Origin of the sequence: Pseudomonas sp. NPDC090208, from assembly GCF_044746785.1 — a bacterium.
GTDB lineage: Bacteria > Pseudomonadota > Gammaproteobacteria > Pseudomonadales > Pseudomonadaceae > Aquipseudomonas.
In genome coordinates, this window is the sequence record NZ_JBIVCU010000018.1 from 16,394 (window position 1) to 31,912 (window position 15,519).

The following is a 15,519-nucleotide window of genomic DNA, read 5'->3' on the forward strand; positions in this document are numbered from 1 at the left end:
CGTGTGTGGGAGGGAGCTCTGCTCGCGAATGCGTTGGGTCAGGCGGCATCTTCGTTACAGGCACAATGCAATCGCGAGCAAGCTCACTCCTACAGGTTGGTGTTGAGACCCCTGTAGCAGCATGGCTTGCCAGCGGCAGCGATCCGGCAGACGCCACCGCCGGCAAGCCGGGCTGCTACGGGTGCATGGACACCGGCGCTTTTGATTTTGTGGGAGGGAGCCCTGCTCGCGAATGCGTTGGGTCAGGCGGCATCTTCGTTACAGGCACAATGCAATCGCGAGCAAGCTCACTCCTACAGGTTGGTGTTGAGCCCCCTGTAGCAGCATGGCTTGCCAGCGGCAGCGATCCGGCAGACGCCACCGCTTTTGATTGTGTGGGAGGGAGCTCTGCTCGCGAATGCGTTGGGTCAGGCGGCATCTTCGTTACAGGCACAATGCAATCGCGAGCAAGCTCACTCCTACAGGTCGATGTTGAAAGCCCCGTAGCAGCATGGCTTGCCAGCGGCAGCGATCCGGCTGACGCCACCGCCGGCAAGCCGGGCTGCTACCCGCCGTATTTCTGCAGATTGGTCATCATTTCCTTCAGCGCTTCGACGTTGTCCGCCGGATGCACGGCGTCGTTGAAGTCGCTGATGGTCTGCCACTGCGCTGCAACGTCTTCCGGGGTGAAGCCTTGATGCGGGTCGAAACCGGCGCCGAGGCTGCGCTCCCAGCGCACTTTGCCGACCCAGCCGCCACCCACTTCATACAAACCGCCGCTGTCCTGGCACTGTTCGCTGCCCAGGTACACCACCAGCGGGCTGACCAGCTCCGGCTTGAGCAGTTCGAAAACGCTGGCCGGAATCAACCCTTCGGTCATGCGCGTGCCACCGGTGGGGGCGATGGCGTTGACCAGGATGTTGTTCTTGCGCCCTTCCAGCGCCAGGGTGCGGGTCAGGCCGTACAGGCCGAGTTTGGCCATGCCGTAGTTGGACTGGCCGAAGTTGCCGTAGATGCCGGAGGTGGACGAGGTGAAGATCACCCGGCCGAAATTCTGCTCGCGCAGGTGCGGCCAGGCAGCACGGGTGACTTTGTAGGCGCCTTCCACATGCACCCGGTAAACCAGGTCCCAGTCGGCGTCCTCCATCTTGGCGAAGCTTTTGTCACGCAGGATGCCGGCGTTGTTGACCACCACATCGACCCGGCCAAAGCTATCCAGCGCCTGCTGCACGATCCTGTCACCGTCGGTGACCGACTCATGGCTGGCCACGGCCTCGCCGCCCAGTTCGCGAATCTGTGCCACCACACGGTCAGCCGCCGAAGCATTGGCGCCTTCGCCATGGGCCGAACCGCCGAGGTCGTTGACCACCACCTTCGCGCCATGGCGGGCGAACAACAGCGCGTGGGCGCGCCCCAGCCCGCCACCGGCGCCGGTGACGATCACCACCTTGTCTTCGAAACGTACGGACTCGCTCATGCTGTTCTCCCCTCGGTGGTGGCACCCGTTCACGCCCTTGATCAAACAAGAGCGCCAACGGGCTAATCGGTCACCGAGTTTCAATCAGCCACGAGCCGGTCACAATCAACACGACGCACTCTGAATAGTGACCGATAACGCAAAGGGATGATCCGGCGTGGCGCTGACCGGCAGCGGTGGCGGCACCAGACAGGAGCGGGACTCGGCCAGATCGGCGCGGAACCGCTGGTAATGACGCAGCACCACCGCCGGCGCCTCGATGTGCGGATAGTGGCCGATGCCGGGAATGACCACGGTATCCGGCCCGGCGAGCAACTCGCGATAACGCTCCACCGTCCGTTCACCGGCAATCGGATCGACCGCACCACTGATCAGGCGCATCGGCACGCTGCTCTGTTGCATCGCCCGCACCCAGCGGTCGCGCTGCATCAGGCGTTCGGGCACATAAGCGATCAGCCGATAGAGAATGTGGTGGCCCTGCCCATTGGAGATCAGGCTCCACAGATCATCCAGCGCGCTTTCACTGGGGCGGGTATCGGGCCCGAACAACCGGCTGCAATCCCGGTCCAGGCTGTCGCGATTGAACACCCGGCCAATCAGCCAGCCAACCGGGCTGAGCAACAGTTTTTGCAACAACACCGGCCGATGGGCTTCCGGAAACAGCCCGCCATTGAGAAACGCGCAGCTGGCCATGGCGAACCGGCCTTCCTCATGCCGGGCCAGCAACTCCTGAGCGACGCTGTCGCCGTAATCATGGGCCAGCACATGCACCGGCCGGTCGACTTGCAGGTGGTCGAGCAACGCCTGTTGCAAGTCGGCCTGCTCGATCAGGCTGTAATCGTGGTCCCGTGGCTTGGCCGAGTCGCCGAAACCGAGCATGTCGCAGACGATCACCCGGTATTGCCGTGCCAGCGGTTGCCACAGGTAATGCCAGTCCCAGCCGGCCGTGGGGAAACCGTGGATCAGCAGCAAAGGCTCGCCTTGCCCGGCGACCCAGTAACGGATGTTGTGGCCGCGAAACGCAAAATCACGCCCACGGGTACGCCAGACGCTGAGGGGAATCTCTGCCAGCCTCATTACGCTGCATACCCCGGCGAAAACTGATCGAGCTTGCGCAACAACGCCGGCCACGCGAGGTGCCCGCCCATGCCCGTCGCGCTGCGGGTCACACCGGCAACCATGGCCTTGGCGCCAGCGAGGATCTTGCCGTCGATGGGAATCAGCTCGGCGCCGCCGCCCTGGGCCAGTACCTGGATTTCGCAGGCACGCTGGAAGGTGAACATCATCAGAAAGGTGTCGGCGATGGTCGATGCACAGGCCAGCAGCCCGTGGTTATGCAGCATGAGGAAATTGTTCGGGCCCAGATCCGCTTGCAGGCGGACCTTTTCTTCGGGATTGAGCGCCACCCCTTCATAAGCGTGATAGCCCAGGCTGGACAGTACGAAAATCGATTGCTGACTGATCGGCAACACGCCCTGCTTCTGCGCCGACACCGCCACACCGGCCGCCGTGTGGGTGTGCAGCACGCAGGTCACGTCCTCGCGCGCCTCATGCACGGCGCTGTGAATGGTGAAACCGGCGGGGTTGATCTCGTAGGGGCTGTCCATCAGCTTGTGACCGGCCTGATCGACCTTGACCAGGCTGGACGCGGTGATTTCGTGAAACATCTGACCGTAGGGGTTGATCAGGAAGTCTTCGGTGCCCGGCACCTTGGCGGAAATATGGGTGAAGATCAGGTCATCCCAGCCATGCAGGGCCACCAGTCGATAGCACGCAGCAAGATCGACTCGCGTCTGCCATTCGGCGGCGCTGACGTGATCCTTCACGGTGGAATGGGGGTGGGTGTGGTTGACGGCTTCGCTGTGTACCTGGGCGACTTTCACGATCCACTGTCCTCGGCGGTTGAGATCCGGCTCTAATTAGGAATCAGAGTCTAGACACCCCCACCAAAGTCGTAGTCGCCTTCGCAGCCAGCTTAATGGCTTGCCGGGTCAGGCGTGGCGCAAGCGCTCTGAAACGGGCCTTTCAGAGCATCCACACCAACAGAGGCGCTGCAAAAAGATTAAGCAGCCCGGTCAGCACCATGACCAACCCGGCCACCGAACCTTCTTCGCCGCCCACTTCCCTTGCACGGCTGACACCTGCGCCGTGGGCGCCGACGCCAAACAGCGCACCCCGGGCCAGCGCCGTGCGCAGCGGCAGCCATTTGAGCAACACGCCGCCCAGGGCTGCGCCGAACACACCGGTACACATGACGAACACCGCCGTCAGTTCCGGCACGCCGCCGAGATCATGGGCCAGCGGCATGGCGAATGGCGTGGTGATCGAACGCGGCACCAGCGACATCACCACCGACGGATCCAGCGCCAACGCCCGGGACAGCCCGAATGAACTGGCAATCGACGCGGCGCTGCCAGCGAGCATGCCGATCAGCAACGCCGGCCAGTGCCGCGCCAGCATCGCCCGTTGCTGCCAGATCGGCACGGCGAACGCCACGGTGACCGGCCCCAGCACCAGCATCAGCCAGTGGGTGTTGGTGGAATATTCGGCATAGGCTGTGTGCATCGGCGCGGCCACGGCCAGCAATACGGTGGGCACCAGAATCAACGGCGACAGCAGATAACGCCCGGTGCGCCGGTACAGCCAGCGGCTGGCGAAATAGGCGCCGACAGTGATCAGCAGCCAGAACATCGGCATCGGTTTGAAAGTAATGGCGTCGAAGCTCATGCGCGACGCTCCTTCAGGCGGCACACCCACTCCACCGTCAGCGCCGTCACCAGCATCACCATCAGCGTGCTGCAGGCGATCACCAGCATGATCCGCCAGCCGTCGGTGCGCACCAGCGTGCCGTAGTCCAGCAGGCTCATCAGCGGCGGAATGAAGAACAGCAGCATCTCGGCCAGCAACAGGCCGGCGCCGGTCTGCAGGGTGGCCGGCTTGACCCGGCCCGTGGCGAACACCAGCAACAACAGGCCCAGGCCAATCACTCCGCCGGGAATCGGCCAGTGCAGCCAGGCAGCGATCTCGCAGCCAATCTGATAAATGGCCAGGAGCACAGCCACTTCAATGGCCACGCGCGCGAGTCGAGTCAAACGTTTCATGATCTTTCAGCCCTCTGTGGACTGCAGTTTAACGATTCATCTTTCATCCCAAAAACGAATTGTCAGACTTGCAGCCATTCCAAATCGGAATTACACCCCTTAGATATCTGGCAAAATGCTTGCCACCAGTGATCGCGGGTCGAGGGCATCGATGGAATTCAAACAATTGCGCAGCTTCATCGAAGTGGTGCGCCAGGGCGGTTTCACCCAGGCGGCGAAAACGCTGTACGTCAGCCAGTCGGCGGTCAGCAAGCAGGTCGCGCAGCTGGAGGAAAGCCTGGGCGTGACGCTGCTGGATCGTCACGGCTCGCAGATCAGCCTGACCGCCGCCGGCAAGGTGGTGCTGCAGCGCGCCGAGGAAATGCTGGTGCTGCGCAACGGCCTGCTGCGCGAGCTGGACGACTTGAGCCAACTGGCCCGTGGCGAATTGCACCTAGGCCTGCCGATGCTCGGCAGCGACACCCTGTTTGCCAAGGCATTCGCCGAATATCGGCGACGTTATCCGAACGTCACCATTCATTTGCTGGAAGGCGGCAGCCGCGCCATTGAACACGCGGTGATGAGCGGCGAACTGGAATTGGGCGGCAGCCTGACCCCGGACGATCCGGCCTTCGCCTGGCAGCCTTTCTGTGACGAACCGCTGGACGCATTGCTGCCCGCCGATCATCCGCTGGCGCATTTGCCGGAAGTGGAATTGAGCCAGCTGGCCGACACGCCGTTTCTGCTTTATCAGCGCAGTTTCGTGCTCAACGACCGGCTGTTGCAGGCCTGTCAGCAGGTCGGTTTTACCCCGAAAGAAGGTGGGCGCAGCGGTCAGGCCGACTTTCTCGCCGCGCTGGTGGCGGCCGGTCAGGGCGTGGTGTTGCTGCCACAAGTGGTGGCACGGGCGCTGGTTCGCCCCGGCGTGGTGCATGCGACCCTGAAAGCGCCGCAGAGTCTGCGCTGGGACATCGCTTTTATCTGGCGCGAAGGCGCTTACCTGTCGCGGGCCGCACAAGCATGGCTGGCGCTGCTGCGGGAACAGGCAGCGCCAACGGTGGATCAGGCGTTCAGGTGAGCGACGAACTCGGCCAGCCACGGCTCGGCATCGCTTTCCGGGGTCACGGTTTCGCTGGCGTCCAGACGCAGCATGTCCTGCACTTCGCGGATGCCCAGTTCGATGAACAGCTCGCGCATCTGCTCTCCACCGCCGCAGAAGGTGTCGCCGTAGCTGGCGTCGCCCAGGGCAATCACGCCGCCGGGCAGGCCGCGCCAGGCTGCCGGCAATACATCGCGGATCTGCGAATAAAGCGGCTGCAGGTTGTCCGGCAGTTCGCCCAGGCCAGTGGTCGACGTCACGGCCAGCAAGGCTTGCGGTGCGAAGTTTTGCAGGTCGGCCAGGGTGGCGCGCGGGTTGAAATAGACCTCATGTCCGGCGGCCTTGATGATCTGCTGAGCGTGACGGGCTACCTCTTCGGCCGAGCCATACACCGAGCCCGAAACAATGGCGACTTTCATTAGGTGATCCTGAGCGAGTAAAAGTGCGGCGCATTATGCCCCAGACTCGCGCAATATCTTAGAATGCTGGCTTTACGATGCCACCTGAGTCCGCGCCGTGATCAACGCAAAACTGATGCAACTGGTTGTCGACGCCTCCAATGACGGCATCGTGGTCGCCGAGCACGAAGGCAACGACAGTATCCTGATTTACGCCAACGCCGCCTTCGAACGGCTGACCGGTTTCAGCGCCGACGACATCCTTTATCAGGACTGCCGCTTCCTGCAGGGGGACGACCGCGACCAACTGGCGCGTAAGGTCATCCGCCAGGCGCTGGACAAGGGCCAGGCCTGCCGTCAGGTGTTGCGCAACTACCGCAAGGACGGCACGCCGTTCTGGAACGAGCTGTCGATCACTCCGGTTTTCAACGAAGCGGAAAACAGCATGTATTTCATCGGGATACAGAAGGACGTCACCGAACAGGTGTTGGCGCAGCAAAAAATTGTCGAATTGCAGGCTGAACTGGCGCAAGCTCAGGCAGAGATCGCCGCCTTGAAGCGGTAATATTTGGTAACTGACGAACGGCGGCAACCAAACGGTGAATTATCTGTCTGCTGTCTCAATAACCGGTTAATAGAGCTTGACCATGCGCGACAACCTTCTCACGCAGGATGAGTTGGACTTCATCCAGAACATGCAGCACAACCCCAAGCTGAACCTGCGCGACAAGTCCCGTACGCTGCTGGTCAATGGCGGCGTGCAGATTCAGGATTTGCTCACCCGTCTGGCGGCTCACGAACAAGTGACCATCCAGGCCCAGTTCGACAACCAGCAGATGACCTTTCCGCTGCATCTGGTCGAAGACGAGTTTCACGCGCTGCACCTGGAACTGGGTGCCCCCAGCATTTTCGAAGAAGGCCCGCGCATTCGCCCGTGGCGCCTGACCCTGCCTGAGCCAGTGGCGCTGGAAACCGAGAAAGGTTCGCTGACCGCGCTGTGGGTCCACGAGATTTCGTTCAAAGGCATCCTGCTGGAAAACCGTCGCCAGACCAAACCGCCGAAATATTTTTCGGCCTGGTTCACCCCCTCCGGCCACGCCCCCATCGCCCTGCGCGGCACCTTCGAACGCCTGACCGAACAGGGTCTGGCGGCCTATCGCCTGAGCCAGAACAGCAAGGAAGACACCGAACGCCTGCGCCAGTACATCCTCCAGGAGCACCAACGGATTCATCCGTCGATGCATCTTTGACTTGTCGAAACCGAAACCTTTTCTGTAGGAGTGAGCTTGCTCGCGATAGTGTTGGGTCTGCTAAATCATAGTTACTGACCCATTGCTATCGCGAGCAAGCTCACTCCTACAAATACGGATATTGCATCCTGCTCCGAGCTGATCAGGTATCCAGACTTCCCGCCAAAAACTGCTGCAACCGTCGCTGCATGACCAACCCTTGGCCGCCCAGACAGGCGATCGGTGAGCCGGCCAGACTGTCCTGCGCCAGATCGGCGGTTTCACCGGCCAGCAGCAGCGGGCAACTCAACTCCAGCCCAAGACGACGCAGCCGCTTCGGCAGTTCCGAGCTCGGCACCTGATTGGCGAACAACACCAGCGCCTGTGGCTGCATGCGAGTGCAGACATGGCTCAACTCCTCCAGCGCCTGCCCCGGCGCCAGCACGCTGACCGCCACACCGGCGGCCGCCAGCATGACCCCTGCCACCCACAGTTCCAGCTCGCGGCAGCCGCCCGGCAGCGCGGCCAGTACCACGCGCTGATCGACGCTGATGCGCGTCAGTTGCAGCCGTTGCATCACCCTGACCCGCAGGAAACAGTCGAAAAACAGCCATTCGCTGGTTTGCCCACGTGAGTCATGGCTCACCGCAAACTCGCGCCAGACCGGCATCAGCACGTCTTCGAACACCACCGGCAGCGGGTACATGGAGAAAACCTGGCCGTAGAGCTGATCCAACCGTTGCTCATCGAAGTCGTTGACGGCCTGCCGCAGTCGCTGTTGCCAGCCCGCGCATTCGGTGGCATCGCTGACACCGGCGACAGCCTGCGGTTGCTGACGGGCGCTGGCCAGAATCCGCCCGACCTTGCTGACCGCCACGCCCCTGGCGATCCAGCCCATGATGCTGCGCACCGTGTCGATATCGGCCTGGGAATACAGACGATGACCGCTGTCGGTGCGGGTCGGCACGATCAAGCCATAACGACGCTCCCAGGCGCGCAGGGTCACCGGGTTGACGCCGGTGAGCCGCGCTACTTCGCGGATGGGAAACAGTTCTTCCGGATGCGGGCCGTCGCCGACCTGCGGGTCATGGAGTAATGAGCTCATGCTGTTGAGTGCTGCCGGATCGAATGAAGCTCGATTGTACAGCCACCGTCCGGCACCTGAAGCGCCTGCCGGGCAAAGACTTGTGGATTTATCCGGGGTTTAAGGAATAATCCTTGCTTGCTTTTTTCAACGAAGCTGACGCAACGCCACCACCCCGGCACTGCGCCCGTGATTGCCCTACCCGGGCATCTCACTCGTTTATCGGAGATACACAATGTCTACCTCACCCGTCACGCTGATGGTTGCCCGTCGCGTCGCCCACGGCCGCTATGAAGAGCTGCTGAGCTGGCTGCACGAAGGCGAACAGCTCGCCACCGACTTTCCCGGCTATCTGGGCTCAGGGGTACTCGCTCCGCCTCCGGGAGACGACGAATTCCAGATCATTTTCCGCTTTGCCGATGAAATCACCATGCACGCCTGGGAGCATTCTGCCTCGCGACGCTCCTGGCTGGTGCGTGGCAGCGGCCTGTTCGCCCGCAACTCGGTGCATCGCGCACGGGGCATGGACGGCTGGTTCGGCAGCGTCGGTCAGCGCCCGCCGCGCTGGAAACAGGCCGTGGCCATCTGGCTGGCGTTCTTTCCGGTGTCGCTGCTCTTCAACTACGTGCTCGGCCCGTTGCTCGCGCCGCTGGAGTTGGTGCCACGAATCATGATCAGCACGCTGATTCTCACGCCGCTGATGGTGTTCTGGTTCATTCCACTGTCCACGCACCTGCTCTCCGGCTGGCTGCACAGCGATGCGCCGGTGGCGCCCGCCTCGACCGAGTCCGCCTAGCTCTCCGAAGTACACCGCCATTGATAAGGCCGGCAGAGGATCCGTGGGAGGGAGCCCTGCTCGCGAAGGCGTCAGATCAGACACTTTTGTGTCCACTGACATTATGCTTTCGCGAGCAGGGCTCCCTCCCACGGCCTCCGGCCAGAAGCCAGAGCAGTTCGTGCGCAATGACAACCCACACGGTTGTACACCACTGACCATTGGGTTAACTTTGCCCGCAGACGCTCGTTCTCTGATGGCGCATTGAAAGCAGCTCGCGCCAGCCGCTCAGGATCGAAACGCCCGCGCCCTTCCCTTTCCCGACGACACGCGAGCAGCCCATGGCTTCTTCTCCTGCCCCTGTTCTGATCACTGGCGCCAGCCAGCGGGTCGGCCTGCATTGCGCCTTGCGCCTGCTGGAAGAAGGGCAGCCGGTGATCGTCAGTTATCGCAGCGAACGCCCCGGCCTGGAACAGCTCAAGGCCCGTGGCGCAGTGTTGATCGAGGGGGATTTTTCCGGCGAAGACAGCATCATGGCGTTTGTCGGCAGGCTGAAGGAGCACACCGACACGTTGCGCGCAATCATCCACAACGCCTCCGAATGGCTGGCCGAAACGCCGGGCAACGAGGCCGACGTGTTTCTGCGCATGTTCAACGTACACATGCTGGCGCCGTACCTGATCAACCTGCATTGCGCCGAGTTGTTGCAGCGCTCGGAGATGGCCGACATTATCCATATCGGCGATGACGTCACCCGCAAGGGCAGCAGCAAACACATGGCCTACAGCGCCACCAAGGCCGGGCTGGACAACCTGACGCAGTCGTTTGCCGCCCGGTTTGCGCCCGCCATCAAGGTCAACGGCATTGCGCCGGCCATGCTGATGTTTCAACCCGACGACGACGCGGCGTACCGCGCACGCACCCTGGCCAAGGCGGCCCTGGGTATCGAACCCGGCGCCGAGGTGATCTACCAGAGCGTGCGCTATCTGCTGGACAACCCCTACGTCACCGGCACCACCCTGACTGTAAACGGTGGACGGCACATCAAATGAGCCGCCCCGAGGAACCTTGAGATGACCCTGTCACTGCCTCAGCACTACCGTGAAATCCTTGTCGGCCTGGGCGAAGACCCCGATCGCGAAGGCTTGCTGGACACCCCCAAACGCGCGGCCAAGGCCATGCAGTACCTGTGTCACGGCTACGAACAGACGCTGGACGAAATCGTCAACGGCGCACTGTTCGCCTCCGACAACGACGAGATGGTGATCGTCAAGGACATCGAGCTGTATTCGCTGTGCGAACACCACCTGCTGCCGTTCATTGGCAAGGCGCATGTGGCCTACATTCCGACCGGTAAAGTGCTGGGCCTGTCGAAGATCGCGCGTATCGTCGACATGTTCGCCCGCCGCCTGCAGATCCAGGAAAACCTGACCCGGCAGATCGCCGAAGCCGTGCAGGGCGTGACCAACGCGGCGGGCGTCGCCGTGGTGATCGAGGCCAAGCACATGTGCATGATGATGCGCGGCGTGGAAAAGCAGAACTCGACCATGAACACCTCGGTGATGCTCGGCGCGTTCCGCGAGTCGGTGACCACGCGCATGGAATTTCTGCAACTGATCGGACGGAGCAAGTAGTCCATGGCCAGACTCGAACCAGGTACCGCACGCATCCGGGTCAAAGACCTGTGCCTGCGCACCTATATCGGCATCAACGAGGACGAGATCCTCAACAAGCAGGACGTGCTGATCAACCTGACGATCCTGTACGCGGCCCAGGAAGCGGTGCGCGACAACGACATCGATCACGCGCTGAACTACCGGACCATCACCAAGGCGATCATCCACCACGTGGAAAGCAACCGCTTCGCCCTGCTCGAACGCCTGACCCAGGAAGTGCTGGACCTGGTGATGGAGCACCAGGCGGTGCAATACGCCGAAGTGGAAGTCGACAAGCCCCACGCGCTGCGCTTTGCCGAGTCGGTGTCGATTACCCTGGCGGCAGAACGCTAGATATCACCTTCCTGTGGGAGCGAATTCATTCGCGATGCGGTAGAACATCCGACACAGATGCATCGGATATACAGGCCTCTCGCGAATGAATTCGCTCCCACATCAGTATCAGCCATCAAACGGTGCCTGTCTGACAATCGTTGCCTCACCCGCCCTGCACTCTTATCATCCGCCGCACCGTTTATTCCCACAGAGCCCATCATGACCGAGCAACAACGCCTCGAACTCGAAGCCGCCGCCTTCCGCCGTCTGGTTGCCCATCTGGACAGCCGCAAGGACGTGCAGAACATCGACCTGATGAACCTCTCCGGCTTCTGCCGCAACTGCCTGTCCAAGTGGTACAAGGCCGCCGCCGACGAGAAGCAGATCGACATCAGCCTCGATGACGCCCGCGAAGTCGTTTACGGCATGCCGTACGCCGAGTGGAAAGCCCAATACCAGAAAGAAGCCAGCGCCGACCAACAAGCCGCGTTCGCCAAGGAAAAGAAACATGACTGACCTGAACACCCTGCGCGCCAGCCTCAACAGCGGCGAACACGTTTTCGCCGACACCCTGGCCTTTGTCGCCGCGCATTACGACTACCAGCCGCAGGCGTTCAGCAACGGCCCGATGGAAAACGCCGCCGGCCAGAATGAAGGCTCGTGCAAGACCCTCGGCCTGGCCCTGCTGGAAGGCCTGAGCGATCAGGAAGCCCTGCTGGCGTTCGGCGAGCATTACCGTTCCGTCGTCGCCACGCCGGAAGGCAGCGACCACGGCAACATCCGCGCACTGATCGCCCACGGCCTGGCCGGCGTGAAATTCAGCGCCCAGCCGTTGACCCGCAAGGGCTGACAGATCGCAAAAAACTGTAGGAGTGAGCTTGCTCTCGATAACGCCCGATCAGTTGCATCATTATTTCTGACCGTGCGCCATCGCGAGCAAGCTCACTCCTACGATTGATCTCGTTTCAGATGGCTTTGCATAGCCGATGCATAAGTGTCGACTGGAATATCTTTCGCGAATGAATTCGCTCCCACAGGAGATAACATTCGCCATTCGCTTTGCGCAGACACAAAAAAACCGGCTCATTGAGCCGGTTTTTTCGTTTCAGGCACTGATCAGAACGAAGCGTTCGCCAGGCCGTCCAGGTAACGCTCGACGTCCAGAGCGGCCATACAGCCGGCACCGGCGGAGGTGATCGCCTGACGGTAAACGTGGTCAGCCACGTCGCCCGCCGCGAAGACGCCTTCGACGCTGGTAGCGGTCGCATTGCCTTCACGACCACCGTTGACGACCATGTAGCCGTCTTTCAGCGCCAGCTGGCCTTCGAACAGCGAGGTGTTCGGGGTGTGGCCGATGGCGATGAACACGCCGTCAACTTTCAGCTCCGACGAAGCGCCGTCGTTGTGCTTCAGACGCGCACCGGTGACGCCCATGTCGTCGCCCAGCACTTCATCCAGCGTGGCGTTGAGCCTGAGCTCGATCTTGCCTTCGGCAACCCGCGCATGCAGCTTGTCGATCAGGATCTTCTCGGCACGGAAGGTATCGCGACGGTGAACTAGGGTCACTTTGCTGGCGATGTTGGCCAGGTACAGCGCCTCTTCGACAGCGGTGTTGCCACCGCCGATCACGGCAACCGGCTTGTTGCGGTAGAAGAAACCGTCGCAGGTCGCGCAGGCCGAAACGCCCTTGCCCATGAACGCTTCTTCGGACGGCAGACCCAGGTAACGAGCGCTGGCGCCGGTGGCGATGATCAGCGCGTCGCAGGTGTAGGTGCCGTTGTCGCCTTTGAGGCTGAACGGTTTGCCGGCCAGATCGACAGCATTGATGTGGTCGAAAATGATCTCGGTTTCAAAACGCTCTGCGTGTTCGCGCATGCGCTCCATCAGCACCGGGCCGGTCAGGCCATGGGGGTCGCCCGGCCAGTTGTCGACTTCGGTGGTGGTGGTCAGTTGACCGCCGGCCTGCATGCCGGTGATCAGCAGTGGCTTGAGGTTGGCGCGAGCCGCATAGACCGCGGCGCTGTAACCGGCAGGGCCGGAGCCGAGAATAATCACTCGGGAATGACGTACATCGGACATGTGACACTCCTATCGACCGGCCAACGTGACGCGTGGTCGGAGTTACTGTTTGCTAACCGGCGCACCGGTACAGATAAAAAGGATCGGCGAAGAACACTTGGGGAAGGCTCGCTCGCCCATCCTGAAAACGGGATGCTGCGACCGCGGTCGCAGCAAGGGTGTTACAGGCTCTTGGCGTTTTCAGCCAGGTAGTCGGCAACGCCAGCAGCGTCAGCCTTCATGCCTTTCTGGCCTGGACGCCAGCCAGCCGGGCAGACTTCACCGTGCTCTTCGGTGAACTGCAGGGCTTCGACCAGACGGACCATCTCGTCAACGTCACGGCCCAGCGGCAGGTTGTTGACCACTTGGGCCTGAACCACGCCAGCCTTGTCGATCAGGAACGAACCGCGCAGCGCAACGCCGTCTTCGTGTTCGATGCCGTAGGCGCGGGTGATTTCGTGCTTGATGTCGGCAACCATGGTGAACTGAACCTGGCCGATGCCGCCCTTTTCAACCGGGGTGTTGCGCCATGCAGCGTGGGTGAAGTGCGAGTCGACGGAGACGCCAACCACTTCGACGCCCAGGTCGCGGAATTTGGCGACACGGTTGTCGTGGGCAATGATTTCCGACGGGCACACGAACGTGAAGTCCAGTGGCCAGAAGAACAGCACGACGTATTTGCCGCGCAGGGAAGACAGCTGGAAGCTGTCGACGATCGAACCGTCACCCAGGACGGCCGCTGCGTTGAAATCAGGGGCCTGTTTGTTTACCAGAACGCTCATCAAAACTCCTTGGAGGTTCACAGTGAATGGGAAGAGGTCTAAAAGTTGCCCGCAAGCTTATCGGGGCGGCAGAGATTAAGGAAATATCGTTTCACAATCCAGCTCATAGACCATCCCTATTCCGACAGGCTGCGCGGTAGACGCCTGCGTCCATACTGTCGATAGACTTTACCCCCGCCAGATTGTTTCGGCGAATGTCACGGCGCCGTTCCCGCTTCCGCGTCGTGGGCAAAGCCGGTAAGGTCGGCCCGTTTTCAACGTCTGGAGGCCCTCATGCCTGCACCCGCTCTGTCCGGCCCGCAATACCTGCGCGAAGGCCTGAAACTGATCCTCAGCCCCGGTCTGCGCCTGTTCGTGCTGCTGCCGCTGGCGATCAACCTGCTGCTGTTCGGCGGCCTGATCTATTTCGCCGGTCACGAATTCAGCCTGTGGGTCGACTCGTTCATGCCGACCCTGCCCGAGTGGCTGAGCTTCCTCAATTACATCCTCTGGCCGCTGTTCGTGGTGCTTGTAGCGCTGATGGTGTTCTTCACCTTCACCATGATCGCCAACGTCATCGCCGCACCGTTCAACGGCTTCCTTGCGGAAAAAGTCGAAGTGGTGGTCCGTGGCCGCGACGATTTCCCCGAGTTCAGCTGGGGCGAACTGGTTGCAATGGTGCCGCGCACCTTCAGCCGCGAGATGCGCAAACTGGGCTACTTCCTGCCACGGGCCATCGGCCTGTTCATCCTGTCGTGGATTCCGGTGGTCAACCTGGTGGCCGCACCGCTGTGGCTGCTGTTCGGCGTGTGGATGATGGCGATCCAGTACATCGACTACCCGGCGGACAACCACAAGATGAGCTGGCAAGACATGCTCGCCTGGCTGCGCCAGAAGCGCTGGCAGAGCATGAGCTTCGGCGGCAGCGTTTACCTGGTGCTGCTGATTCCGGTGGTCAACATCCTGATGATGCCGGCGGCGGTGGCCGGGGCGACGTTGTTCTGGGTGCGTGAACAGGGCGCGGAGAGCCATCCGGCGACCGTGTGATTTCTTCTGTCGCAACATTTATTTATGCACAAGCCTGTTCGGCAGGGCTTTTAAATAGGCCCTGTCGTATCTCTCCATGCTTTTGAAATCCCGGCAGGACGCCCGGATGGGCATGAAGATGAACACAGGAACCCTGACATGGACACTTCTGCAAAACTCGTTGATCAAAGCGGCCGCGCCGCAATTCGCGAAGCGGTACTGCCACTGCTGACACGCGAACTCCAGGACTGGAACATCGATCCCGACGCGGTCTACTTGAACGCCCTCGACAACCTGGAAAGCCGCGTCGTCATCAGCTCGGAAAGTCTGACCGACCTGACCGTGCAGCTCATTCTGGACAATGAAGAAATCGACTTCATCACCGACTGGGAAGGCCGTGGCCTGTTCACTCGGCCCTGGTCTTTCGCCGACGAGCACCGCGTGACCAACGCCCCCTCCGTGAGAGGGGCTGCAAACATAATTGCCACCGTGATGCATCTGTACAAGTAATCATCGGATCGGTTGCGTGTACGTAGCAGGCTTGCGTGGGCCCACTCTGTCG

General features: G+C 61.5%; 20 protein-coding genes. 11 read left to right on the forward strand and 9 right to left on the reverse strand.

What is annotated here, in order from left to right:
• Positions 1-544: 544 nt before the first annotated feature.
• The 5 genes from ACIPL0_RS24775 to ACIPL0_RS24795 form a co-directional block, all read right to left on the reverse strand.
• Positions 545-1,456, reverse strand: coding sequence for an SDR family oxidoreductase (locus ACIPL0_RS24775; RefSeq protein ID WP_400600457.1), 912 nt, complete (start codon positions 1,454-1,456; stop codon positions 545-547).
• Positions 1,457-1,561: 105 nt separating this feature from the next.
• Complete coding sequence (locus ACIPL0_RS24780; protein ID WP_400600455.1) at positions 1,562-2,533, reverse strand: alpha/beta fold hydrolase; 972 nt, start codon at positions 2,531-2,533, stop codon at positions 1,562-1,564.
• Positions 2,533-3,282, reverse strand: a complete 750-nt coding sequence (locus ACIPL0_RS24785) for a class II aldolase/adducin family protein (RefSeq protein ID WP_400600490.1) — start codon at positions 3,280-3,282, stop codon at positions 2,533-2,535. The genes ACIPL0_RS24780 and ACIPL0_RS24785 overlap by 1 nt, the downstream gene beginning before the upstream one ends.
• A gap of 199 nt (positions 3,283-3,481) precedes the next feature.
• Positions 3,482-4,183, reverse strand: coding sequence for an LrgB family protein (locus ACIPL0_RS24790; protein WP_400600453.1), 702 nt, complete (start codon positions 4,181-4,183; stop codon positions 3,482-3,484).
• Entirely contained in the window at positions 4,180-4,557 is a 378-nt protein-coding gene (locus ACIPL0_RS24795; RefSeq protein WP_400600452.1) for a CidA/LrgA family protein, read from the reverse strand. Before ACIPL0_RS24795 ends, ACIPL0_RS24790 begins: the two co-directional genes overlap by 4 nt.
• Before the next feature lie 151 nt (positions 4,558-4,708).
• On the opposite strand from ACIPL0_RS24795, the gene ACIPL0_RS24800 reads away from it, so the two are divergent.
• The gene (locus ACIPL0_RS24800) at positions 4,709-5,614 is read left to right on the forward strand and encodes a LysR family transcriptional regulator (protein ID WP_400600450.1); all 906 of its coding nucleotides are present in this window, start codon (positions 4,709-4,711) and stop codon (positions 5,612-5,614) included.
• Here the strand turns inward: ACIPL0_RS24800 and ACIPL0_RS24805 are convergent.
• Entirely contained in the window at positions 5,599-6,054 is a 456-nt protein-coding gene (locus ACIPL0_RS24805) for a flavodoxin (RefSeq protein ID WP_400600448.1), read from the reverse strand. The two genes, ACIPL0_RS24800 and ACIPL0_RS24805, sit on opposite strands and share 16 nt — an antisense overlap.
• Before the next feature lie 97 nt (positions 6,055-6,151).
• Here ACIPL0_RS24805 and ACIPL0_RS24810 point away from each other — a divergent pair, with 97 nt between their 5' ends.
• Complete coding sequence (locus ACIPL0_RS24810; protein ID WP_400600446.1) at positions 6,152-6,598, forward strand: PAS domain-containing protein; 447 nt, start codon at positions 6,152-6,154, stop codon at positions 6,596-6,598.
• An 82-nt stretch (positions 6,599-6,680) separates the two neighbouring features.
• A complete protein-coding gene (locus tag ACIPL0_RS24815) occupies positions 6,681-7,283 on the forward strand; it encodes a hypothetical protein (protein ID WP_400600444.1) in 603 nt (200 codons plus the stop codon).
• A 142-nt stretch (positions 7,284-7,425) separates the two neighbouring features.
• Here the strand turns inward: ACIPL0_RS24815 and ACIPL0_RS24820 are convergent, their stop codons facing one another.
• On the reverse strand, positions 7,426-8,367 hold the full coding sequence (locus tag ACIPL0_RS24820) for a MerR family transcriptional regulator (RefSeq protein ID WP_400600442.1): 942 nt from the start codon (positions 8,365-8,367) through the stop codon (positions 7,426-7,428).
• 214 nt (positions 8,368-8,581) lie between these two features.
• Here ACIPL0_RS24820 and ACIPL0_RS24825 point away from each other — a divergent pair, with 214 nt between their 5' ends.
• From ACIPL0_RS24825 to ACIPL0_RS24850, 6 genes are all read left to right on the forward strand, one after another.
• The gene (locus tag ACIPL0_RS24825) at positions 8,582-9,142 is read left to right on the forward strand and encodes an antibiotic biosynthesis monooxygenase (RefSeq protein ID WP_400600440.1); all 561 of its coding nucleotides are present in this window, start codon (positions 8,582-8,584) and stop codon (positions 9,140-9,142) included.
• Positions 9,143-9,462: 320 nt separating this feature from the next.
• Positions 9,463-10,173: a dihydromonapterin reductase gene (gene folM, locus ACIPL0_RS24830; RefSeq protein ID WP_400600438.1), complete on the forward strand. Its 711-nt coding sequence runs from the start codon at positions 9,463-9,465 to the stop codon at positions 10,171-10,173.
• A gap of 21 nt (positions 10,174-10,194) precedes the next feature.
• Positions 10,195-10,755, forward strand: a complete 561-nt coding sequence (gene folE, locus ACIPL0_RS24835; RefSeq protein ID WP_400600436.1) for a GTP cyclohydrolase I FolE — start codon at positions 10,195-10,197, stop codon at positions 10,753-10,755.
• Positions 10,756-10,758: 3 nt separating this feature from the next.
• Entirely contained in the window at positions 10,759-11,130 is a 372-nt protein-coding gene (gene folX / locus ACIPL0_RS24840) for a dihydroneopterin triphosphate 2'-epimerase (protein ID WP_400600434.1), read from the forward strand.
• Between the two features lie 201 nt (positions 11,131-11,331).
• A complete protein-coding gene (locus tag ACIPL0_RS24845; RefSeq protein WP_400600432.1) occupies positions 11,332-11,628 on the forward strand; it encodes a DUF1244 domain-containing protein in 297 nt (98 codons plus the stop codon).
• Positions 11,621-11,962 carry a HopJ type III effector protein gene (locus tag ACIPL0_RS24850; RefSeq protein WP_400600430.1) on the forward strand — a complete coding sequence of 114 codons (342 nt, stop codon included), beginning with the start codon at positions 11,621-11,623 and terminating at the stop codon, positions 11,960-11,962. Before ACIPL0_RS24845 ends, ACIPL0_RS24850 begins: the two co-directional genes overlap by 8 nt.
• A gap of 266 nt (positions 11,963-12,228) precedes the next feature.
• Here ACIPL0_RS24850 and trxB read toward each other — a convergent pair whose 3' ends face one another.
• A complete protein-coding gene (gene trxB / locus ACIPL0_RS24855; protein ID WP_400600428.1) occupies positions 12,229-13,191 on the reverse strand; it encodes a thioredoxin-disulfide reductase in 963 nt (320 codons plus the stop codon).
• 161 nt (positions 13,192-13,352) lie between these two features.
• Complete coding sequence (locus tag ACIPL0_RS24860; RefSeq protein ID WP_400600426.1) at positions 13,353-13,952, reverse strand: peroxiredoxin; 600 nt, start codon at positions 13,950-13,952, stop codon at positions 13,353-13,355.
• Between the two features lie 273 nt (positions 13,953-14,225).
• On the opposite strand from ACIPL0_RS24860, the gene cysZ reads away from it, so the two are divergent.
• Together cysZ and ACIPL0_RS24870 are read left to right on the forward strand one after the other, a co-directional pair.
• A complete protein-coding gene (gene cysZ / locus ACIPL0_RS24865) occupies positions 14,226-14,978 on the forward strand; it encodes a sulfate transporter CysZ (protein ID WP_400600424.1) in 753 nt (250 codons plus the stop codon).
• A gap of 138 nt (positions 14,979-15,116) precedes the next feature.
• Positions 15,117-15,467, forward strand: coding sequence for a hypothetical protein (locus ACIPL0_RS24870; protein ID WP_400600422.1), 351 nt, complete (start codon positions 15,117-15,119; stop codon positions 15,465-15,467).
• Positions 15,468-15,519 lie beyond the last annotated feature (52 nt).